Annotated in this window: 17 protein-coding genes; 5 read left to right on the top strand and 12 right to left on the bottom strand. The window is 70.9% G+C overall.

Features of this window, described 5'->3' with window-relative positions; all coding sequences use genetic code 11:
• Positions 1-146: 146 nt before the first annotated feature.
• From secG to uvrC, 8 genes are all read right to left on the bottom strand, one after another.
• Positions 147-383 carry a preprotein translocase subunit SecG gene (gene secG / locus AB0927_RS05910; protein WP_366666298.1) on the bottom strand — a complete coding sequence of 79 codons (237 nt, stop codon included), beginning with the start codon at positions 381-383 and terminating at the stop codon, positions 147-149.
• Positions 384-502: 119 nt separating this feature from the next.
• A complete protein-coding gene (tpiA, locus tag AB0927_RS05905) occupies positions 503-1279 on the bottom strand; it encodes a triose-phosphate isomerase (protein WP_366666297.1) in 777 nt (258 codons plus the stop codon).
• Between the two features lie 6 nt (positions 1280-1285).
• Positions 1286-2497 (bottom strand): phosphoglycerate kinase, encoded by a 1212-nt coding sequence (locus AB0927_RS05900; RefSeq protein WP_366666296.1) that lies wholly within the window; start codon positions 2495-2497, stop codon positions 1286-1288.
• A 145-nt stretch (positions 2498-2642) separates the two neighbouring features.
• Positions 2643-3650: a type I glyceraldehyde-3-phosphate dehydrogenase gene (gene gap, locus AB0927_RS05895; RefSeq protein ID WP_366666295.1), complete on the bottom strand. Its 1008-nt coding sequence runs from the start codon at positions 3648-3650 to the stop codon at positions 2643-2645.
• 443 nt (positions 3651-4093) lie between these two features.
• On the bottom strand, positions 4094-5083 hold the full coding sequence (gene whiA / locus AB0927_RS05890; protein WP_351876810.1) for a DNA-binding protein WhiA: 990 nt from the start codon (positions 5081-5083) through the stop codon (positions 4094-4096).
• Positions 5074-6165: a uridine diphosphate-N-acetylglucosamine-binding protein YvcK gene (gene yvcK / locus AB0927_RS05885; protein WP_366666294.1), complete on the bottom strand. Its 1092-nt coding sequence runs from the start codon at positions 6163-6165 to the stop codon at positions 5074-5076. The genes whiA and yvcK overlap by 10 nt, the downstream gene beginning before the upstream one ends.
• Positions 6162-7205 (bottom strand): RNase adapter RapZ, encoded by a 1044-nt coding sequence (gene rapZ, locus AB0927_RS05880; protein ID WP_366666293.1) that lies wholly within the window; start codon positions 7203-7205, stop codon positions 6162-6164. Before rapZ ends, yvcK begins: the two co-directional genes overlap by 4 nt.
• On the bottom strand, positions 7202-9451 hold the full coding sequence (gene uvrC, locus AB0927_RS05875; RefSeq protein ID WP_366666292.1) for an excinuclease ABC subunit UvrC: 2250 nt from the start codon (positions 9449-9451) through the stop codon (positions 7202-7204). The genes rapZ and uvrC overlap by 4 nt, the downstream gene beginning before the upstream one ends.
• Positions 9452-9792: 341 nt before the next feature.
• Here uvrC and AB0927_RS05870 point away from each other — a divergent pair, with 341 nt between their 5' ends.
• Positions 9793-10746 (top strand): hypothetical protein, encoded by a 954-nt coding sequence (locus AB0927_RS05870; protein WP_366666291.1) that lies wholly within the window; start codon positions 9793-9795, stop codon positions 10744-10746.
• Positions 10747-10810: 64 nt separating this feature from the next.
• Here AB0927_RS05870 and AB0927_RS05865 read toward each other — a convergent pair whose 3' ends face one another.
• A complete protein-coding gene (locus AB0927_RS05865) occupies positions 10811-11233 on the bottom strand; it encodes a Rieske (2Fe-2S) protein (RefSeq protein WP_366666290.1) in 423 nt (140 codons plus the stop codon).
• Positions 11234-11501: 268 nt separating this feature from the next.
• Here AB0927_RS05865 and AB0927_RS05860 point away from each other — a divergent pair, with 268 nt between their 5' ends.
• The gene (locus AB0927_RS05860; protein ID WP_366666289.1) at positions 11502-12413 is read left to right on the top strand and encodes a carbohydrate kinase; all 912 of its coding nucleotides are present in this window, start codon (positions 11502-11504) and stop codon (positions 12411-12413) included.
• Between the two features lie 117 nt (positions 12414-12530).
• Here the strand turns inward: AB0927_RS05860 and uvrA are convergent, their stop codons facing one another.
• Positions 12531-15566 (bottom strand): excinuclease ABC subunit UvrA, encoded by a 3036-nt coding sequence (gene uvrA / locus AB0927_RS05855; protein ID WP_366666288.1) that lies wholly within the window; start codon positions 15564-15566, stop codon positions 12531-12533.
• 224 nt (positions 15567-15790) lie between these two features.
• Here uvrA and AB0927_RS05850 point away from each other — a divergent pair, with 224 nt between their 5' ends.
• Positions 15791-16477, top strand: a complete 687-nt coding sequence (locus AB0927_RS05850; RefSeq protein WP_366666287.1) for a maleylpyruvate isomerase family mycothiol-dependent enzyme — start codon at positions 15791-15793, stop codon at positions 16475-16477.
• 60 nt (positions 16478-16537) lie between these two features.
• On the top strand, positions 16538-17194 hold the full coding sequence (locus AB0927_RS05845; protein ID WP_366666286.1) for an MBL fold metallo-hydrolase: 657 nt from the start codon (positions 16538-16540) through the stop codon (positions 17192-17194).
• Positions 17195-17350: 156 nt separating this feature from the next.
• On the opposite strand, the gene aroQ is transcribed toward AB0927_RS05845, so the two are convergent.
• Positions 17351-17824 (bottom strand): type II 3-dehydroquinate dehydratase, encoded by a 474-nt coding sequence (gene aroQ / locus AB0927_RS05840; protein ID WP_366666285.1) that lies wholly within the window; start codon positions 17822-17824, stop codon positions 17351-17353.
• A 175-nt stretch (positions 17825-17999) separates the two neighbouring features.
• Between aroQ and AB0927_RS05835 the strand changes: the two genes are divergently transcribed.
• Positions 18000-19316, top strand: coding sequence for an MFS transporter (locus AB0927_RS05835; protein WP_366666284.1), 1317 nt, complete (start codon positions 18000-18002; stop codon positions 19314-19316).
• On the opposite strand, the gene AB0927_RS05830 is transcribed toward AB0927_RS05835, so the two are convergent.
• Positions 19306-20406: an ionic transporter y4hA gene (locus tag AB0927_RS05830; RefSeq protein ID WP_366666283.1), complete on the bottom strand. Its 1101-nt coding sequence runs from the start codon at positions 20404-20406 to the stop codon at positions 19306-19308. The two genes, AB0927_RS05835 and AB0927_RS05830, sit on opposite strands and share 11 nt — an antisense overlap.
• Between the last annotated feature and the right edge of the window lie 41 nt (positions 20407-20447).

Below are 20447 nucleotides of genomic sequence, written 5' to 3'. Positions count from 1 at the left end.
TCAGTCTACGTAAGGCCCAACGCGCGTCCAGTGATGGGAGTTACCGCCCCCGCACCGAGACGCAAGCCCCATGATAGGCCGCGCTCGGGAGCGCGTACCGAACATGGGGCTCAACGTACGGAATGTGTGTGCCTGGACGGCCGGGATCAGCTGTTCGTCTTCATCAGGATGCCGAGGACCACGATGCACGCGAGCCACAGCACGCCGATCACGAGGGTGATCCGGTCGAGGTTGCGCTCGGCGACCGAGGAGCCGCCGACGGAGGACTGCATGCCGCCACCGAACATGTCGGAGAGGCCGCCGCCCTTTCCCTTGTGCATCAGCACCAGCAGCATCAGCAGCAGGCTGAAGATGATCAGGGCGATCGAGAACCCCAAAACCACGGCTGGACCAACTTCCTCGGATTCGGATGGACGACGGGGGCACAGCACCGGGGCCGTGCCCCCGCAAGAGTACGACGTATCGCGGCTACCGCCTACTCATGGGCGGGGTCGCCGCTCCGTCACTGATCGCGAAAGCGCACGATCTTGACGAACTCGTCGGTGTCCAGCGAAGCGCCGCCGACCAGGGCGCCGTCGATGTCGGCTTTGGCCATGATCTCGGCGACATTGCCCGACTTCACGGAGCCGCCGTACTGGATGCGGACCTTGTCGGCCACGTCCTGGGAGTACAGCTCGGCGATCTTGGCGCGGATGGCGGCGCAGACCTCCTGGGCGTCGTCGGCGCCGCAGACCTTGCCGGTGCCGATCGCCCACACGGGCTCGTAGGCGATCACGAGGGTCTCGGCCTGCTCGGCCGGAAGGTCCTTGAGGCCGCCCTCGACCTGGGTGAGGGTGTGGTCGACGTGGTTGCCCGCCTCGCGGACGTCCAGCTCCTCGCCGACGCACAGGATCGGGGTCAGGCCGTGCTTGTAGGCGGCCTTGACCTTGGCGTTGACGATCTCGTCGGTCTCGTCGTGGTACTGGCGGCGCTCGGAGTGGCCGATAACCACGTAGGCGCACTTCAGCTTGGCCAGCATCGGGCCGGAGATCTCGCCGGTGTAGGCGCCGGAGTCGTGCTGCGAGATGTCCTGGGCGCCGTACTTGATCTTGAGCTTGTCGCCGTCGACCAGGGTCTGTACGGAGCGCAGGTCGGTGAAGGGCGGCAGGACGGCGACCTCGACGGCCTCGTAGTCCTTGTCGGCCAGGGCGAAGGCGAGCTTCTGGACGTGCGCGATGGCCTCGAGGTGGTTGAGGTTCATCTTCCAGTTGCCCGCCATCAGCGGCGTGCGGGTGGTCATACGGGGTCAGTCCTCCAGTGCGGCGAGACCGGGAAGCGTCTTGCCCTCAAGGTATTCGAGGGAGGCGCCGCCGCCGGTCGAGATGTGGCCGAACGCGTTCTCGTCGAAGCCGAGCGTGCGCACGGCCGCGGCGGAGTCACCGCCGCCGACGACGGTGAAACCGTTCGAGTCTACGAGCGCCTGGGCGACCGCCCTGGTGCCCTCGGCGTAGTCGGGGTGCTCGAAGACGCCCATGGGACCGTTCCAGAAGACGGTCCTGGCGTCGGCGAGCTTCGAGGCGTACAGCGCCCGGGTCTTCGGGCCGATGTCCAGGCCCAGCCGGCCGGCGGGGATCTTGTCCGCGTCGACCGTCTCGTACTGGCTCGGCGCCTTGGTCTTCAGGTCCGGGAACTCCGCGGAGACCAGGACGTCGACGGGGAGCAGCAGTTCCACGCCCAGCTTCTCGGCGCGCTCCATGTACTCGGTGACGGCCGGGATCTGGTCCTCCTGGAGGAGGGAGCTGCCGACCTCGTAGCCCCGGGCCTTGAGGAAGGTGAAGAGCATCCCGCCGCCGATGAGCAGCCGGTCGGCCTTGCCGAGCAGCTGGTCGATGACGGCGAGCTTGTCGGAGACCTTGGAACCGCCGAGCGCCACGACGTAGGGGCGCTCGACCTCCTCGGTGAGCCTCTTCAGGACGCCGACCTCGGTGGCGATGAGGTGGCCGGCGTAGTGCGGCAGCCGGGCCGGGAGGTCGTAGACGGAGGCGTGCCCCCGGTGCACGGCTCCGAAGCCGTCGCCGACGTAGACATCGGCGAGGGCGACCAGCCGGTCGGCGAACTCGCCGCGCTCGGCGTCGTCCTTGGACGTCTCTCCGGGGTTGAAACGCAGGTTCTCGATGACGGCGACCTGGCCGGGCTGGAGGCCGTCGACGGCGTCGTGGGCCGCGGGGCCGACGGTGTCCTGGGCGAAGGCGACCGGGGCGCCGAGCAGTTCGCCGAGGCGCTCGGCGGCGGGCAGCAGCGAGAAGGCGGGGTCCGGGGCGCCCTTGGGGCGGCCCAGGTGCGAGGCGACGATCACCTTGGCGCCCGCCTCCGCGAGGGCCTTGACGGTGGGCAGCACGGCGCGGATGCGGCCGTCGTCGGTGATCGTCCCGTCGGCCAGCGGCACGTTGAGGTCGGCGCGGACGAAGACCCGCTTGCCGCTTACGCCGTCGGCGAGAAGTTCGTCGATCGTCTTCATGGGGTGGACTCCTGAGGAGGGCTCGTGGTGCACCTTGATCGTATGAGGACGTGGTCCGTGCGCGGGACAGGGCCCGGTCGGCGCTGCGGTGCGCCGGCCGAGCCCTGCTTTCGTGTCACGGTCGTACTGCTGTGGTCTTCGGCGATCAGAGCTGGTTGCCGACGAAGACCGTGAGGTCCACGAGGCGGTTGGAGTAGCCCCACTCGTTGTCGTACCAGCCGATGACCTTCACGTTCTTGCCCTCCTGGACCATGGTCAGGGAGGAGTCGAAGGTGCAGGACGCCGGGGCGTTGACGATGTCCGAGGAGACGATCGGGTCCTCGGTGTAGTCGAGGAGGCCCTTGAGCTCGCCCTCGGCGGCCTTCTGGAAGGCGGCGTTGACCTCTTCCTTGGTGACCTCGCGGCTGAGCTCGACCACGAGGTCGGTGACGGAGCCGGTCGGGACCGGGACGCGCATGGCGAGGCCGTCCAGCTTGCCCTTGAGCTGCGGCAGGACCAGGGCGGTGGCCTTGGCGGCACCGGTGGTGGTCGGGATGATGTTCTCGGCGGCGGCACGGGCGCGGCGCAGGTCCTTGTGCGGGAAGTCCAGGATGCGCTGGTCGTTCGTGTACGCGTGCACCGTGGTCATCAGACCCTTGACGATGCCGAAGTTCTCGTCCAGGACCTTCGCCATCGGGGCCACACAGTTGGTGGTGCAGGACGCGTTCGAGATGACGTGGTGGTTCGCCGACTCGTACTTGTCCTGGTTGACGCCCATCACGATGGTGATGTCCTCGTCCTTGGCCGGAGCCGAGATGAGGACCTTCTTGGCGCCGCCGGCCAGGTGCTTGGCGGCGTCCTCGCGCTTGGTGAAGATGCCGGTCGACTCGATGACGATGTCGACGCCCAGCTCGCCCCAGGGGATGTCGGCCGGGTTGCGCTCGGACAGCACCTTGATGGTGTGGCCGCCGACGGTGATCGTGTCGGCGGTGTGGGTGACCTCCTGCTTGAGGCGACCCAGGATCGTGTCGTACTTGAGCAGGTGGGCCGTGGTGGCCGTGTCACCCAGGTCGTTGACAGCCACAACCTCGATGTCCGCACCCTGCTCCAGCAGCGCGCGGAAGTAGTTACGGCCGATGCGGCCGAAGCCGTTGATGCCTACGCGGATCGTCACGAACCGATCTCCTCGTTGGTACGCCGACCACGCGAGCCGGCGAGCTCTGTTTGGGATGTCCCCGACCACCACCGACCCTACCTCCCTGAGGGCCCCTCGGTGACATTGAGATGGCGCATACATGGGCAGGCGTTTCGTACCTGGCAGTAGAGGTACGGACCGTCTCGGATCGGCAGTTGATTCACCCGTTTTTGCTATCGAATGTCGCCCCTTATTGACGCCGTTGTCACTCGTTCGTGAGCGGGTCGGCTCACCTGTTGAGTACCCCGATTCCGCACCGTTGATGAGGGCTCCGCTCACCTGTGGTATTGGAGCCGCGAACCGACGGCCTCGGGCGAGCCGGCCCGAAGGCGCGACGAGCCCGCCGGACGAGGGCATACGAATGCCGGTGCCGAGCCCCCCTCAGACGGGGGCCGGCACCGGCGTGTTGGCGGTGGGACCGGTCAGCCGACCAGGTTGTCCGCCAGTTCCTCCGTCAGATTGGCCTCCGTGCCCGGGATGCCCAGATCGGACGCGCGCTTGTCGGCCATGGCCAGCAGCCGGCGGATCCGGCCCGCGACCGCGTCCTTGGTCAGCGGCGGGTCGGCGAGCGCGCCCAGCTCCTCCAGCGAGGCCTGCTTGTGCTCCATGCGCAGCCGCCCGGCCGCCGCGAGGTGCTCGGGCACCTCCTCGCCGAGGATCTCCAGCGCGCGCTGCACCCGCGCCCCCGCGGCCACCGCCGCACGGGCCGAACGCCGCAGGTTCGCGTCGTCGAAGTTGGCGAGCCGGTTGGCCGTGGCCCGCACCTCGCGGCGCATCCGGCGCTCCTCCCAGGCCAGCACCGACTCGTGCGCGCCGAGCCGGGTCAGCAGCGCGCCGATCGCGTCACCGTCCCGGACGACCACGCGGTCCACCCCGCGCACCTCGCGGGCCTTGGCGGCGATCGACAGCCGGCGGGCGGCGCCGACGAGCGCCAGCGCGGCCTCCGGACCCGGGCAGGTCACCTCCAGGGAGGAGGAGCGGCCGGGCTCGGTCAGCGAGCCATGGGCGAGGAACGCCCCGCGCCACGCCGCCTCCGCGTCACAGGTGGCCCCGGAGACCACCTGCGGGGGCAGCCCCCGGATCGGCCGGCCCCGGCCGTCGACCAGGCCGGTCTGCCGGGCGAGCTGGTCCCCGCCCGCGACGACCCGGACGACATAGCGCGAGCCGCGGCGCAGTCCGCCGGGCGCCATCACGATCAGCTCCGAGCTGTGGCCGAAGATCTCCAGGATGTCCCGCTTGAGCCGGCGGGCCGCCATCGCGGTGTCCAGCTCCGCCTCGATCACGATGCGCCCGCTCACCAGATGCAGGCCGCCGGCGAACCGCAGAATGGCGGAGACCTCCGCCTTCCTGCAGCAGGTCCGGGTGACGGGGAGCCGGGAGATCTCGTCCTTCACCGCTGCCGTCATCGCCATGGGCCGATCCTTCCATGCATCCGAAAAATACGGTCGTACGCGGCGGCCAACAGCTCCGGGTCGTGCCGGGGCGTTCCGTCGGTCCGGGCCACCGGGGCCAGCTCGACCGCTGCTCCCAGCCGCTTGGCGGCCTCGGTGAGCAAGTCACGGTCGGGCACGGCGGCCTCGTCGGCCAGCACCACGTCCAGGGCGAGTTTAGGGGCGTGTCGCCCCAAAACCTCCAAATGACGCTGCGGGGAGAAGCCGTCGGTTTCCCCCGGCTGCGGGGCGAGGTTCAGCGACAGGACCTTGCGCGCCTTGGTCTCGGTCAGGGCGTCCAGCAACTCGGGGACCAGCAGGTGCGGGATCACCGAGGAGAACCAGGACCCGGGACCGAGCACCACCCAGTCCGCGTCCAGGACCGCGGCGAGGGCCTCCGGGACGGCCGGCGGGTCGTTCGGCACCAGATGCACGGACTGCACCTCGCCCGGCGTCAGCGCCACGGTGGCCTGCCCGCGCACGGTGTCCACGTCCTCCGGACGCTCCGGGTCATGCCCCTTCACCAGCGCCTGAAGCTCCAGTGGCACGGCGGACATGGGCAGCACCCGTCCGTGCGCGCCGAGCAGTTTGCCGACCAGGTCCAGGGCCTGCACATGGTCGCCGAGCTGCTCCCACAGGGCGACGATCAGCAGATTGCCCACCGCGTGGTCGTGCAGGTCGCCCTGGGACTGGAAGCGGTGCTGGATGACGCGGGACCAGGTCTGGCCCCAGTCGTCGTCCCCGCACAGCGCGGCCAGCGCCTTGCGCAGATCGCCGGGCGGCAGCACGCCCAGCTCGTCGCGCAGCCGTCCGCTGGAGCCGCCGTCGTCGGCCACGGTGACGACGGCGGTGAGATCGCCGGTGATCCGGCGCAGCGCGGCGAGCGAGGCGGACAGGCCCATGCCGCCGCCGAGCGCGACGACCTTGGGCTGCGCGCCCCGGCGGCGGGGCCGGGCCCCGCGGGCCTCGGCCGGGCGGCCGGCGCGGGCCTCGGCGGAGCGGCCGGAGCGCGCGTCCGGCACCATCCGGCGCAGCCGGCCCAGCCGCCGTGTACGTTCCGTCATTCCCGTCCCATGTCCCGGTGTACGACCACCGTCTCCACGCCCTCGGCCGCCAGGCGCGCGGCGAGCTTCTCCGACATCGCGACCGAGCGGTGCTTGCCCCCGGTACAGCCGATCGCGATGGTCACATAGCGCTTGCCCTCACGCCGGTAGCCGGCCGCGACGAGGCGCAGCAGCTCGGCGTAGCGGTCCAGGAACTCCTTGGCGCCGGGCTGGTTGAAGACGTAGGCGGCGACCTCCTCGTTGAGGCCCGTGAAGGGGCGCAGCTCCGGGACCCAGTGCGGGTTGGGCAGGAACCGCATGTCCGCGACGAGGTCGGCGTCGACGGGGAGGCCGTACTTGAAGCCGAAGGACATCACGGTGGCCCGCAGCTCGGGCTCCTCCTCGCCGGCGAACTGGGCGTCCATCTTGGCGCGCAGCTCGTGCACGTTGAGGCTGGAGGTGTCGATCACCAGGTCGGCGTCGCCGCGCAGTTCGCGCAGCAGTTCCCGCTCGGCGGCGATGCCGTCCACGATGCGGCCGTCGCCCTGCAGGGGGTGCGGGCGGCGCACCGACTCGAAGCGGCGCACCAGGGCCTCGTCGGAGGACTCCAGGAAGACGATCCGCCGGGTGACGTGTTTGGCCTCCAGGTCCGCCAGGGACTCGCGCAGGTTGTCGAAGAAGCGCCGGCCGCGGACGTCCACCACCACCGCGATCCGCGCCACGTTCCCCTGGGAGCGGGCGCCCAGTTCCACCATGGTGGGGATGAGCGCGGGCGGCAGGTTGTCCACGACGAACCAGCCGAGGTCCTCCAGGCACTTCGCGGCCGTCGAGCGGCCCGCTCCGGACATGCCGGAGATGATCACCAGCTCGGGGATCGCCGCTTCGGGGACCCCGGAGGTCTCGCTGCCCGTGCTCACCTGTGCTCCGTTGTCGTCGCCCGTGGCCTGGCCGGTCTCCTGGCTGGTTTCCTGGCCGGTGGGCTGCCGGGCGGCGGTGTCCTCGCCCGGGTCGCCGTGCGCCTGATCTCGGCGCTGTGTGGGCTCTGCCTCGTGCTCGGTCATGTCTCCTGCCCCCGTCGTTCGTCCGGGGGGCCCGCGGTCACGGGCTCCCCCGAGGAGCCCGCCGTCGTCTCGGGTTCCTCGTCTTCCATGATCTCTCCGGTCGCCGTGTTCACGGCGGGTGCGGCCGGGGCCGCCTGGGCGAGGGCCACGGCGATGGTCTCGGCCGTCTTCCGGCCTATCCCGGGCACTTCCTGGATCTGTTCGATTGTGGCGGACCGCAGCCGCTTCACCGAGCCGAAATGCTTGATGAGCGCCTGTTTCCTGGTCTCGCCGAGGCCGGGGACGTCGTCCAGGGGGCCGGCTCGGAAGCGCTTGGCGCGCTTGGTGCGCTGGTAGGTGATCGCGAACCGGTGCGCCTCGTCCCGGACGCGCTGGAGCAGATACAGGCCCTCGCTGGTGCGGGGCAGCACCACGGGGTCGTCCTCCCCTGGCAGCCAGACCTCTTCGAGCCGCTTGGCCAGGCCGCACACCGCGATGTCGTCGATGCCCAGCTCGTCCAGCGCCCGCCGGGCCGCCGCGACCTGCGGCTGACCGCCGTCGACCACGACCAGCTGGGGCGGGTAGGCGAACTTCCGGGGACGACCGTCGTCGTCCTTGAGGGAGCCGTTGACGGGGGCGGCGAGGGTGGTGCCGAGGGAGTCGGTTGCGGCGGCGGCCAGGAGCCCGGATTCCGGGCTGGTGGGGGAGCCGGGTTCCGTGACCGCGAGGGAGCCGGATTCCGGGTCGGCGGTGGCGCCGGATTCCGGGCCCGTGAGGGAGCCGCCGGATTCCGGGTCGGTGGTGGGCGGGGGCACGGCTCCGCCGTCGGTGCCCGGCTCCTCGCCGTCGGCCCACTCGCCGGTCCGCTCCTTCTCCGCGAGGTACCTCTTGAAGCGGCGGGTGATCACCTCGTGCATGGAGCGCACGTCGTCCTGGCCGGCGAAGCCCTTGATCTGGAAGCGGCGGTACTCGCTCTTGCGCTGCAGGCCGTCCTCGAAGACGACCATGGAGGCGACCACGTCGTCCCCCTGGAGGTGCGAGATGTCGTAGCACTCGATGCGCAGCGGGGCGCTGTCCAGGTCGAGGGCGTCGGCGATCTCCTCCAGAGCGCGCGAGCGGGTGGTGAGGTCGGAGGCGCGCTTTGTCTTGTGCAGGGCGAGCGCCTGCTGGGCGTTGCGCTGCACGGTCTCCATGAGCGCCTTCTTGTCGCCGCGCTGCGGGATGCGCAACGACACGTTCGACCGGCGGCGGCCGGTCAGCCATTCCTGGACCGGCTCCACGGGCTCGGGCAGCGCCGGGACCAGCACCTCCTTGGGTACGGCGTCCCCGGTCTCCTCGCCGTACAGCTGCTGCAGGGCGTGCTCGACCAGGGCGCCGGTGGTGATCTCCTCGACCTTGTCGGTCACCCAGCCGCGCTGGCCGCGCACCCGGCCGCCACGCACGTGGAAGATCTGCACGGCCGCCTCCAGCTCGTCCTCGGCGACGGCGATGAGGTCGGCGTCGGTCGCGTCGGCGAGCACGACCGCGCTCTTCTCCATGGCCTTCTTCAGGGCCCCTATGTCGTCGCGCAGCCGGGCGGCCCGCTCGTACTCCATCTCCTCGGCCGCCTCCATCATCTGCTTCTCCAGGCGGCGGAGGTAGGTGCCGGTGCGGCCGGCCATGAAGTCGCAGAACTCGTCGGCCAGGTCCCGGTGGTCCTCGGGGCTGATCCGGCCGACGCAGGGGGCGGAGCACTTGCCGATGTAGCCGAGCAGGCAGGGGCGGCCGGTGCGGGCGGCGTTCTTGAACACGCCCGCCGAGCAGGTGCGCACCGGGAAGACCCGCAGCAGCAGATCGACGGTGTCCCGGATGGCCCACGCGTGTCCGTACGGCCCGAAGTACCGCACGCCCTTCTTCTTGTGACCGCGCATCACCTGGACGCGCGGGAACTCCTCGTTCATGGTCACCGCGAGGTAGGGGTAGCTCTTGTCGTCGCGGTACTTGACGTTGAACCGGGGGTCGAACTCCTTGATCCAGGAGTACTCCAGCTGCAGCGCCTCGACCTCCGTGGACACCACGGTCCACTCCACAGACGCGGCGGTGGTCACCATCGTCCGGGTGCGCGGGTGCAGGTTCGCCAGGTCCTGGAAGTAGTTCGCCAGGCGCTGGCGCAGGCTTTTCGCCTTTCCGACGTAGATCACCCGGCGGTGCTCGTCACGGAATCTGTACACCCCGGGAGTGTCCGGGATCTCACCCGGCCTGGGGCGGTAGCTGGAGGGATCGGCCATGTCTCACACCCTACTGGCGAGCACCGACACCGCGTCGGGCCTGTAGATAACCCCGGCCACGCGGCTGATCGAACGGCGCCCGCCCGGACCGGTGGGGGTCCGGCCCGCCGGTACCGGCCGGTCGGCGAGGGGCGCGGTCCGGCCAGTCGTACGGGGCGGACGGCCTCAAGGTGTTGTCGGGTTCTGGTCAACACGCTTCAATGCGGGGGAACTCGGGGCCGGCACGCGCGGGAAAAGGGCGCGGCACGCGCCGCCACAGGCCTCCACGACGCCACGGGGCGGCCCACACCCGCGCAGACGGTCTGACCAGCCGTAATGAGACTTACAGAAAGGCCCTCGGCATGCGGCATGCCCTAGAGCACGCGGACCTCCCCACCGGGGAGGAACTGGACACGGCCCTGCGGGGCGGTCCCTTCCACGTGGCGCTGCGCGCCGCGATCGCCGCGCGCGGCCTGCCGCTCCAGCGCGTCCAGCACCATCTCTCGCGCCACGGGGTCAAAGTCGGTGTGACCAGCCTGAGTTACTGGCAGCAGGGCGCCCGCCGCCCCCAGCGCCCGGAGTCGCTGCGCGCCGTCCGCGCCCTGGAGGAGATCCTCCAGCTGCCGGACGAGTCCCTGATCCGGCTGCTCGCCGAGTCCGACCAGCGCGGGGAGGACGACTCCCCCGCGGGCCGCTCGTACCGCTCCCTGGTCGAGGCCTCGGCCGTGCTGGACCGGATCCGGGCCGAGCTGGGCGGTCCGGCCGACAGCGGTCTGCACACCCTGGGTCACCATGAGTGCGTCCGGATCGGTGCCCGGCGCGAGCTGGCGGTCCGCGAGGCCCATCACATCGTGCGCGCCCACCGCGACGGCGTCGACGGCTTCCTGGCCGTCCACCAGGGCGACCCCGGCTGCGCCCCGCACAAGATGAGGGTTCGGGCCCTGGAGAACTGCCGCACCGGCCGCGTCCGCCGGGACGAGGACACCGGGGTAGTGGTGGCCGAACTGCTCTTCGACACGCGGCTGCGCGCCGGCGACACCTTCCTCTTCCGGTACGCCGTCGAGGACGGCACGGCCCAGGCCGCCCACGAGTACCTGCACCACTTCGACGCGCCCGGCGGCCAGTACGCGCTCCAAGTGCGTTTCGACGCGACCGCACTGCCCGTGCGCTGCCGGCGCTTCACCCAGCACTCCCCGGCGGCCCCGCGCAGTGCCCGGCAGGAACTCTCCGTCACCGGCCCGCACCACTGCGCGCATGTCGTCGAGCCGCGTATCCGGCCGGGCGTCGTGGGGATCGCCTGGGACTGGCCCCAGTGAGCGACGCGGCACCCGCCCACCAGCCGGCCCGACCGGTGAAACCGGGCCGCGCGGGCCCCTTGGATCAGGCGGCCGGGCCCGCGACGATCCTGCCCTTCTCCGTCTTCACCGACAGCTCCGTCAGCGGCTCGGTGGCCGGTGCCTGGACGACCTTGCCGCTCACGGCGTCGAACTCGCTGCCGTGGCAGGGGCAGATCAGGGTCGTGCCCCGGAGCTTGTTGATGGCGCACCCGGCGTGCGTACAGACCGTGCTGTACGCCTTCAGCGTGCCGCTCTTGTCCCGGCTGACCACCACGTTGTGGTCCTTGTAGAGCTTGGCGCCGCCCTCTGCGACCTCGCTCTCGGCACCGAGGTCCACCGGCGCGGTCGGCTCGGCGGCGGCGCTGCCCCCCGGTGCCGAGCACGCGGCCAGGCCGAGCCCGGCGACCGGGACCACGGCGGCCCCTCGAAGGACGGTACGACGGCTCGCGGAAGGTCGCGCAGGCATCTCGAACTCCACTGGTCAAGGGGTGTACAGGGCGACGATACCGGGGCAGAAAGCCCGGTCCGGGGGCGGGGTGCGGTGCGCGCGACGGGGGGGGACGACAGGGTGCGGGAAAGGGCATCCGGTGCCGCGGGAACGAGCACGTAGGCGCTTGTGCGAGCGTTTACGCGAGGTCGGCCGATGGGGTACCTTCCCGGCCGGAAGACTCCCTTCCACCGGACGGGCGGAGAGGGGCCCCGCCCGAGCCCCTGTCCGAGAAGGGAACCGCCTCGTGATCGTCGTCGCCGGTGAGGCACTGATCGACCTGGTACCGCAGGGCCCCGGCGCCCTCGCGGCCCTGAAGCCGGCGCCCGGCGGCGGCCCGTACAACACCGCCCTGGCCCTCGGCCGGCTCGACTCCCCCACGGCCTTCTGCTCACGGACGTCCTACGACGCCTTCGGCGAGGCGCTGCTCGACGGGCTGCGGCGGGCCGGGGTCGAGGTGTCGGGCGTGCAGCGCGGGCCGGAGCCGACGACCCTCGCGGTGGCCACGATCGACGGCGGCGGCTCGGCCTCCTACTCCTTCCATGTCGAGGGCACCGCCGACCGTCTCTTCACCGCACCCGCCTCGCTCCCCGCGGGCACCCGCGCGGTGTCCTTCGGCACCCTTTCGCTCGTCCTGGAACCGGGGGCGAGCGCCTATGAGGAGCTGCTGCGCAGGGCGGCCGGGCAGGGGCTGTTCACCGCGCTCGACCCGAACATCCGGGCGGCGCTGATCCCGGACGCGGACGCCTACCGGGCGCGTTTCGCGAGCTGGCTGCCGTCGGTGACGCTGCTGAAGGTGTCCGCGGAGGACGCGGCGTGGCTGGGCGGGACGCCGCGCGAGTGGCTGGCCGAGGGGCCGTCGGCCGTGGTGGTGACCCGGGGCGGCGAGGGTCTGACCGTGTACACCCCAGGCGGCGGGGAGTACTCCGTGCCTGGTGAGAAGGTCGACGTCGTGGACACCATCGGCGCCGGTGACACGGTGAACGCGGCGCTGCTGCACGGACTGTCCGCCCTGGACGCGCTGTCGCCGGAGGGACTGGCCTCCCTTGGGACGAAGGGCTGGGAGCGGCTGCTGCGCTTCGCGGCGCGGGCGGCGGCGATCACCTGTTCACGGGCGGGGGCGGAGCCGCCGTACGCGGACGAGCTGGGTGACCTGTGAGCCGTCCGATTTCTCTCTGCTCTTGTCAAGGAGCGGCCGCCGATCCGTGCGGCTGATGGTGGAACGAGCGGCGCCCCGCGGGGAGTTCCCGCGGGGCGCCGCTTTTTTAACTCGATGTCAGGCTTTGCCGGACCGCGTCGTCTTCTTCGCGGGCGTCGCCTTCTTCGTGGCCGTCTTCTTCGTGGCCGCGGCGGCCTTCTTGGTCGCCGTGTCGTTGGCCTTGGCCGTCACTGTCTTCTTCGCCGTCGTCCGTGCCGCGGCCGTCTTCCTGGTGGCGCGGGGCGCCTTCACGGTCTCCGCGTCGCTGATGCGGTCGGCGCCGAGGATCTCGCGCAGGAACTTGCCGGTGTGGCTGGTCGAAACCCCGGCGACCTCCTCGGGCGTGCCCTCGGCGACCACCAGGCCACCGCCGGCGCCGCCCTCCGGGCCCATGTCCACGAGCCAGTCGGCGGTCTTGATCACGTCGAGGTTGTGCTCGATGACGATGACCGTGTTGCCCTTGTCGACCAGGCCGCCGAGCACCTTCAGGAGCTTGCTGATGTCCTCGAAGTGCAGACCGGTGGTCGGCTCGTCCAGGACGTAGACCGTGCGTCCGGTGGAGCGCTTCTGCAGTTCGCTGGCGAGCTTGACGCGCTGGGCCTCACCGCCGGAGAGGGTGGTGGCGGACTGGCCGAGGCGGACGTAGCCGAGGCCGACGTCGTGCAGCGTCTTCAGGTGGCGGGAGATCGCCGGCACCGCCTCGAAGAAGTGCATGGCCTCCTCGATCGGCATGTTCAGCACCTCGGCGATGGACTTGCCCTTGTAGTGGACCTCCAGGGTCTCCCGGTTGTACCGGGCGCCGTGGCAGACCTCGCACGGGACGTAGACGTCCGGGAGGAAGTTCATCTCGATCTTGATGGTGCCGTCGCCCGCGCAGTTCTCGCAGCGGCCGCCCTTGACGTTGAAGGAGAAGCGACCGGGCAGGTAGCCGCGGACCTTGGCCTCGGTGGTCTCGGCGAACAGGCGCCGGACGTGGTCGAAGACGCCGGTGTAGGTCGCCGGGTTGGACCGCGGGGTGCGGCCGATCGGCGACTGGTCGACGTGGACCACCTTGTCCACCTGGTCGTCGCCCGCCACGCGCGTGTGGCGGCCGGGGACGGTCCGCGCGCCGTTCAGCTCGCGTGCCAGGTGGGTGTAGAGGATGTCGTTGACCAGGGTGGACTTGCCGGATCCGGAGACGCCTGTGACGGCCGTGAACACGCCCAGCGGGAAGGACACGTCGATGTCCTGGAGGTTGTTCTCGCGGGCGCCGTGCACGGTGAGCTGGCGGGACGGGTCGCGGGGCCGCCGGATGTCCGGGACCGGGATGGCCTTACGCCCGGAGAGGTAGGCACCGGTCTGCGACTCGGCGTTGGCGAGCAGTTCCTTCAAGGAGCCGCTGTGCACCACCTTGCCGCCGTGCTCACCGGCGCCGGGGCCGATGTCCACCACCCAGTCGGCGACCTTGATGGTGTCCTCGTCGTGCTCCACGACGATGAGCGTGTTGCCCATGTCGCGCAGCCGGACCAGGGTCTCGATCAGCCGGTGGTTGTCGCGCTGGTGCAGGCCGATGGACGGCTCGTCCAGCACGTACAGAACGCCGACCAGGCCGGAGCCGATCTGGGTGGCCAGGCGGATGCGCTGGGCCTCGCCGCCGGAGAGGGTGCCGGCCGCGCGGTTGAGGGAGAGGTAGTCCAGGCCGACGTCGACCAGGAAGCGCAGTCGCTCGTTGACCTCCTTCAGGACGCGTTCGGCGATCTTCTTGTCGCGGGCGCTCAGCTTCAGCTCGCCCAGGAACTCCGCGCAGTCGCTGATGGACATCGCCGAGACCTCGGCGATCGACTTCTCCATGATGGTGACGGCGAGGACGATCGGCTTGAGGCGGGTGCCCTGACAGGACGGGCAGGGCACCTCGCGCATGTAGCCCTCGAAGCGCTCGCGGCTGGCGTCGCTCTCGGCCTCGCTGTGCCGCCGCTTGACGAAGGGCACCGCGCCCTCGAACGGCGTGGTGTAGACGCGCTCGCGGCCGTACCGGTTGCGGTAGCGCACCTCGATCTGGGTCTTGTGGCCGTGGAGCAGGGCCTTCTTGGCGCGCTGCGGCAGGCCCGCGAACGGGATGTCCGTGCGGAAGCCGAGGGCGTCCGCGAGGGCGCCGACCAGGCGGCCGAAGTAGTCCTTGGTGTGTCCGTGCGACCAGGGGTGGATGGCGCCCTCGTCCAGCGACTTGTCGGGGTCCGGGACGATCAGCTCGGGATCGACCTCCATGCGGGTGCCGATGCCGGTGCACTCGGGACACGCGCCGAAGGGCGAGTTGAAGGAGAAGGAGCGCGGCTCCAGCTCCTCGAAGGACAGGTCGTCGTACGGGCAGTACAGATGCTCCGAGTACATGCGCTCGCGCTCGGGGTCGTCCTCGGGGAGGTCCACGAAGTCGAGCACGACCATGCCGCCGGACAGGCCGAGGGCGGTCTCGACGGAGTCGGTGAGGCGGCGCTTGGCGGAGTCCTTCACCGTGAGGCGGTCCACGACCACCTCGATGGTGTGCTTCTCCTGCTTCTTCAGGGTCGGCGGCTCGGACAGCTGGACGGTCTTGCCGTCCACCCGCGCGCGGGAGTAGCCCTTGGTCTGCAGGTCGGAGAAGAGATCGACGAACTCGCCCTTGCGCTCGCGCACCAGCGGCGACAGCACCTGGAAGCGGCTGCCCTCCGGCAGCTCCAGCACCTTGTCCACGATGGCCTGCGGCGACTGGCGCGAGATCGGGCGGCCGCACTCGGGACAGTGCGGCTTGCCGATGCGCGCGAAGAGCAGGCGCAGGTAGTCGTAGACCTCGGTGATGGTGCCGACGGTCGAGCGGGGGTTGCGCGAGGTCGACTTCTGGTCGATGGAGACCGCCGGGGACAGTCCCTCGATGAAGTCGACGTCCGGCTTGTCCATCTGGCCGAGGAACTGCCGGGCGTACGAGGAGAGCGATTCCACGTAGCGCCGCTGGCCCTCGGCGAAGATCGTGTCGAAGGCCAGGGAGGACTTGCCCGACCCGGACAGGCCCGTGAAGACGATGAGCGAGTCACGAGGCAGGTCGAGCGAGACATTCTTCAGGTTGTGCTCGCGCGCGCCACGGACGATGAGACGGTCGGCCACGCCGGTCCGCACCTTTCTTGGGAGAAGTGACAGGGGCGGGGCCCCCGTCCTTCATCAGACTAGGGGGAGCCACTGACAACGCCGGTCGGATTGCCCGGTTGGATAACAATCCCCGGCCTTCCAGCATGCCCGACGCCGCCTTCGACCATATAGCACGTGCATTCGATTTACGGCCGAGCTTCACCAGCTTCACCCGAACGTGTGGCGCCGCTAGGGTCGGGCCCATGACTGATCACGCCCATGACCTGGCATGTGTACGTGACGCGACCGAAAAGCTGCTCAACGCGGTCGCACAACTGGACAACGCCTCACTCGCCGAGCCGTCACGGCTTCCCGGCTGGAGCCGCGGCCATGTCCTCGCCCACCTCGCCCGCAACGCGGACGCGCTCGTGAACGTCCTCGAGGGCCGTCCCATGTACGCGAGCGCCGAGGCGCGGGACGCCGACATCGAGGACGGCGCCGCGCGCCCCCTGGAGACCCAGCTCGCCGATCTGCGCGAGAGCACGGACCGGTTCCGGGCTGTGGGGGACGCGCCCGCGGACTGGACGCGCACGGTCGAGCTGCGCAACGGGGTCACCGACGATGCGGCCCAGGTGCCGTTCCGCCGGTGGGCCGAGGTGGAGCTGCACCATGTGGACCTCGGCACCGGGTACGACCTGGAGGACCTCCCGGCCGAGTTCCTGGAGCGGGAGACCGAATTCCTGACCCTGCGCTTCTCCGGGAACCCCGGCGTGCCCGCGACCCGCGTCACGGACGGCACGCACACGTGGAGCACGGGACGGTCCGCGGACGAGCCCGAGGTCACCGTCTCGGGCACCCCGGCGGACCTGCTGGGCTGGCTCGCCGGCCGCCGCGACGGCTCCGGCCTGACCACGGACGGCGGCGCGCTGCCGAAGCTTCCGCCGTTGTAGGGCATCACGCGGTACGCCAGGACAGCCCGCCGGGCCCCGCCCGGCGATAGGCTGATCACCATGACGTACACGGGCGAGGTCAAGGTCGGCGGGCCGGCGGATGTGCATGAGCTCAAGGACCTGATGATCACCAAGATCGCGGTCGGGCCGATGGACAACAACGCCTATCTGCTGCGCTGCCGGGCCACCGACGAGCAGCTCCTGATCGACGCCGCGAACGAACCGCGGACGCTCCTGGGAATGATCGGTGACGACGGCATCGCGTCCGTCGTCACCACCCACCAGCACGGCGACCACTGGCAGGCGCTCGCCGAGGTCGTGGCCGCGACGGGCGCGCGCACGCACGCCGGCCGCGAGGACGCGCCCGGTATCCCGGTGCCCACCGACGTGCTGGTGGACGACGGGGACGTCATCCGGGTGGGGCAGGTGGAACTCACCGCGCGCCATCTCGTCGGGCACACGCCGGGTTCCATCGCGCTGGTCTACGACGACCCGCACGGCCATCCGCACGTCTTCACCGGTGACTGCCTTTTCCCGGGCGGCGTCGGCAACACGCGCAAGGATCCCAAGGCGTTCGCCAGCCTGATCCACGACGTGGAGACGAAGATCTTCGACGTCCTGCCGGACGAGACCTGGGTCTATCCGGGGCACGGCGACGACACCACGCTCGGCGCGGAGCGGCCGCACCTGCCGGAGTGGCACGCACGCGGGTGGTGAACCCGGCCGCCTACAGGGGCATTCCGTGCGCCCGGCGTACGACCTTCGCCGCGCGCCTCCGGACGGAACGTGACGGTCGATGCCGGTGCTGTTCGGTGGTACAGCGCTGAGGCGAGCCGTCTGCGGGGCCGCCCGCAGGCCTGCCGCCCCGCGGGGCTACGCGTCGGCCCGCGCGGCGCCCAGCAGCGCCGCTACGCGCTCGACGCCGAACGCGTAGCCCTGCACCCCGCAGCCGGCGATCACGCCATCCGCGCGCAGGGAGACGTACGAGTGGTGCCGGAACGTCTCGCGCTGGTGGATGTTGGAGATGTGCACCTCCAGAACGGGCATGCCGTCGCAGGTGTTGAGCGCGTCCAGGATCGCCACCGAAGTGTGTGAGTAGGCACCGGGATTGATGACGATCCCGCAGTGGTTCAGCCGCGCCTCGTGGATCCAGTCGACCAGCGCGCCCTCGTGGTTGGACTGCCGGAAGTCGATCGCGCCACCGTGCGCGGCCGCCGTCTTCGCACACAACGCCTCGACGTCGGCGAGTGTCTCCGTGCCGTAGATCTCCGGCTGGCGCTGGCCCAGCAGGTTCAGGTTGGGCCCGTTGAGGATCATGATCGGGGCGTTGGCCAGGGTGCTGGGCACGGTTCCTCCGGTCGTTCAGGGCGGTGCGTCCGCGACCGCCGCTCGCCCCCGGTCTATCACGGCCCCGGCGTGCGCCCCGGCGCCGTGCCCCGCTCACCCCGGGCGCGCGCTCCGGTCACGTGGTCACCTCCGCACGCCCCCGTAACCCGTGATCACGGTGGGTAGTTGACGCACCATGCACGACGTACGCCCTGTCACCACCGTCTCCCTGCCTCGCCTCGCCGCCGCCTCCCTCGCCGGTACCGCGATCGAGTTCTACGACTTCTTCGCCTACGGGACCGCGGCGGCGCTGGTCCTGGGGCCGCTGTTCTTCCCTTCCTTCTCGCCGGTCGCGGGAACGCTGGCGGCGTTCGCGACGTTCGGCGTGGGTTTCGTGGCCAGACCGCTGGGCTCGGTGCTGTTCGGCCACCTCGGGGACCGGCGCGGGCGGCGGCCGGTGCTCGTCGCCTCGCTGCTGCTCACCGGCGCCTCGACGGTCGCGGTGGGCTGCGTGCCCTCGTACGCGTCGATCGGCGTGGCCGCGCCCGTGCTGCTCCTGATGCTGCGGTTTCTGCAGGGACTCGGAGTCGGCGGCGAGTGGGGCGGGGCCGTGCTGCTCACGGTCGAGCACGCGCCCGCCGGACGGCGCGCCCTGTGGTCGAGCTTTCCGCAGGTGGGGCCCGCGATCGGCTTCGTGCTCGCCAACGGGGTGATGCTGGCGCTGTCCGCCGGGCTGACCGACGAGCAGTTCGCGCAGTGGGGTTGGCGGGTGCCGTTCTGGGCATCCGCCGTGCCCGCGCTGGCGGGGCTGTGGCTGCGTTCGTCGCTCGCCGAGAGCCCCCGGTTCCTGGAGATCGACGACCACGCGCGCGTGCCCTTCATGGAGGTCGTACGGCATCACGGGCGGCTGGTGCTGCTCACGGCGGGCGCGCTGGCCGTCGGGTACGCGGTGTTCTACGCGGTGACGACCTGGTCGCTGTCGTATGCGACGGAACGGCTCGGGGTGAGCCGTACCGTCATGCTGACCTGCGTCATGGCCGCGGTGGGCGTGCAGGCCCCGCTCATCCCCGCGGCGGCGCTGCTCGGCGACCGCTACGGGCGCCGGCCGCTGTGCATGGCCGGATGCGCGGCCTGCGCGCTGTGGATGCTGCCCATGGTCTCGCTGCTGGCGACCGGCGAGCCGGTGCTGATTTTCCTCGGGATGCTGGGCGCGCTGCTCGCCTTCGTCACCATGTTCGCGGTGATCTCCGCGTATCTGCCGGAGCTGTTCGAGGCTCGGGTGCGCTGCACGGGCGCCGCGGTGGGCTACAACCTCGGCGGGGTGCTCGGCGGCGCGCTCACCCCGATCGTGGCCACGGCGCTCGCGCAGGGCGGCGGGCGCGTCCCGTGGGGCGTGGGCGGCTATCTGACCGGCATGGCGCTGCTCAGCCTGGGGTGTTTCGCGCTGCTGCCGGAGACACGCCCGGCGCCGGTGGTCGCGGTGGAGCCGGCCACCAGCGGAGTCAGGGGCTGATCGCCAGCTCCAGGTAGGCCGCGAACAGCACCAGGTGGACCCCGCCCTGCAAGGGGGTGGCCCGACCCGGCACCACGGTCAGGGAGGCGACCACCACCGTCAGCGCGAGCATCAGCATATGGACGGGGTCCAGACCGAGGACGAGCGGCCCCGGCAGCCAGAGGGAGGCGAGCGCCACGGCCGGGATGGTCAGTCCGATGCTGGCCATCGCCGAGCCGAGCGCGAGGTTGAGGCTGGTCTGCACACGGTCCCGGCGCGCGGCGCGCAACGCGGCGATGGTCTCGGGAAGCAGCACGAGCAGGGCGATGATCACACCGACGACGGCCTGGCGCAGGCCTGCCGCCGCCACGCCCGCCTCGATGGCGGGTGACACGCCCTTGGCCAGGCCGACCACGCCGATCAGCGCCAGACCGAGCATGCCGAGGCTGATCAGGGCGGTGCGCTTGGACGGGGGGCTGGCGTGCTCCTCCCTGGTGATGACCTCGCCCTGCCGGGTGATGGGCAGGAAGTAGTCCCGGTGCCGCACCGTCTGGGTGGTCACGAACAGGCCGTAGAGGATCAGCGAGGACAGCGCGGCGAACGTCAGCTGGAGTGTGGAGAACTGCGGCCCCGGCTTGGTGGTGGTGAAGGTCGGCAGCACCAGGCTCAGCGTGGCCAGGGTCGCCACCGTCGCGAGCGCCGCGCCGGAGCCCTCGGGGTTGAAGACCGCGGTGCCGTGGCGCAGTGAGGCGACGAGCAGGCAGATGCCGACGATGCCGTTGCAGGTGATCATCACGGCGGCGAAGACGGTGTCCCTGGCCAGGGTGGCGCTCTTGTCACCGCCGTCGGCCATCAGTGTGACGATCAGCGCCACCTCGATGACCGTGACGGCGATGGCCAGCACCAGGGAGCCGAAGGGTTCGCCGATGCGGTGGGCGACCACCTCGGCATGGTGCACCGCTGCGAGGACGGACCCGGCGAGCACCACGATCACCAGGGCGATGACCGCGCCGGGCATGTGCCGGTGCCAGGTGAGGACCAGCAGGACGACCGCGATCACCGGCACGGGGATCGTCCATCGCCGGGCGAGCGATCGCAGCCAAGTGATCATGCCGCGATCGTCGCAGAGAGCCACATGGTTCGCATTCTGTC

This window comes from Streptomyces sp. NPDC048106, from assembly GCF_040706415.1.
Taxonomy (GTDB): Bacteria; Actinomycetota; Actinomycetes; order Streptomycetales; family Streptomycetaceae; genus Streptomyces.
This window is presented reverse-complemented; position numbering and strand designations above follow the sequence as displayed.

What these genes read in the sequence shown, in the direction of transcription:
- tpiA (WP_366666297.1), bottom strand. Translation starts at nt 1,279, where the DNA reads ATGACCACCCGCACGCCGCTGATGGCGGGCAACTGGAAGATGAACCTC.
- AB0927_RS05900 (WP_366666296.1), bottom strand. Translation starts at nt 2,497, where the DNA reads ATGAAGACGATCGACGAACTTCTCGCCGACGGCGTAAGCGGCAAGCGG.
- whiA (WP_351876810.1), bottom strand. Translation starts at nt 5,083, where the DNA reads ATGGCGATGACGGCAGCGGTGAAGGACGAGATCTCCCGGCTCCCCGTC.
- yvcK (WP_366666294.1), bottom strand. Translation starts at nt 6,165, where the DNA reads ATGACGGAACGTACACGGCGGCTGGGCCGGCTGCGCCGGATGGTGCCG.
- rapZ (WP_366666293.1), bottom strand. Translation starts at nt 7,205, where the DNA reads ATGACCGAGCACGAGGCAGAGCCCACACAGCGCCGAGATCAGGCGCAC.
- uvrC (WP_366666292.1), bottom strand. Translation starts at nt 9,451, where the DNA reads ATGGCCGATCCCTCCAGCTACCGCCCCAGGCCGGGTGAGATCCCGGAC.
- AB0927_RS05870 (WP_366666291.1), top strand. Translation starts at nt 9,793, where the DNA reads ATGCGGCATGCCCTAGAGCACGCGGACCTCCCCACCGGGGAGGAACTG.
- AB0927_RS05865 (WP_366666290.1), bottom strand. Translation starts at nt 11,233, where the DNA reads ATGCCTGCGCGACCTTCCGCGAGCCGTCGTACCGTCCTTCGAGGGGCC.
- AB0927_RS05850 (WP_366666287.1), top strand. Translation starts at nt 15,791, where the DNA reads ATGACTGATCACGCCCATGACCTGGCATGTGTACGTGACGCGACCGAA.
- AB0927_RS05845 (WP_366666286.1), top strand. Translation starts at nt 16,538, where the DNA reads ATGACGTACACGGGCGAGGTCAAGGTCGGCGGGCCGGCGGATGTGCAT.
- AB0927_RS05835 (WP_366666284.1), top strand. Translation starts at nt 18,000, where the DNA reads ATGCACGACGTACGCCCTGTCACCACCGTCTCCCTGCCTCGCCTCGCC.
- AB0927_RS05830 (WP_366666283.1), bottom strand. Translation starts at nt 20,406, where the DNA reads ATGATCACTTGGCTGCGATCGCTCGCCCGGCGATGGACGATCCCCGTG.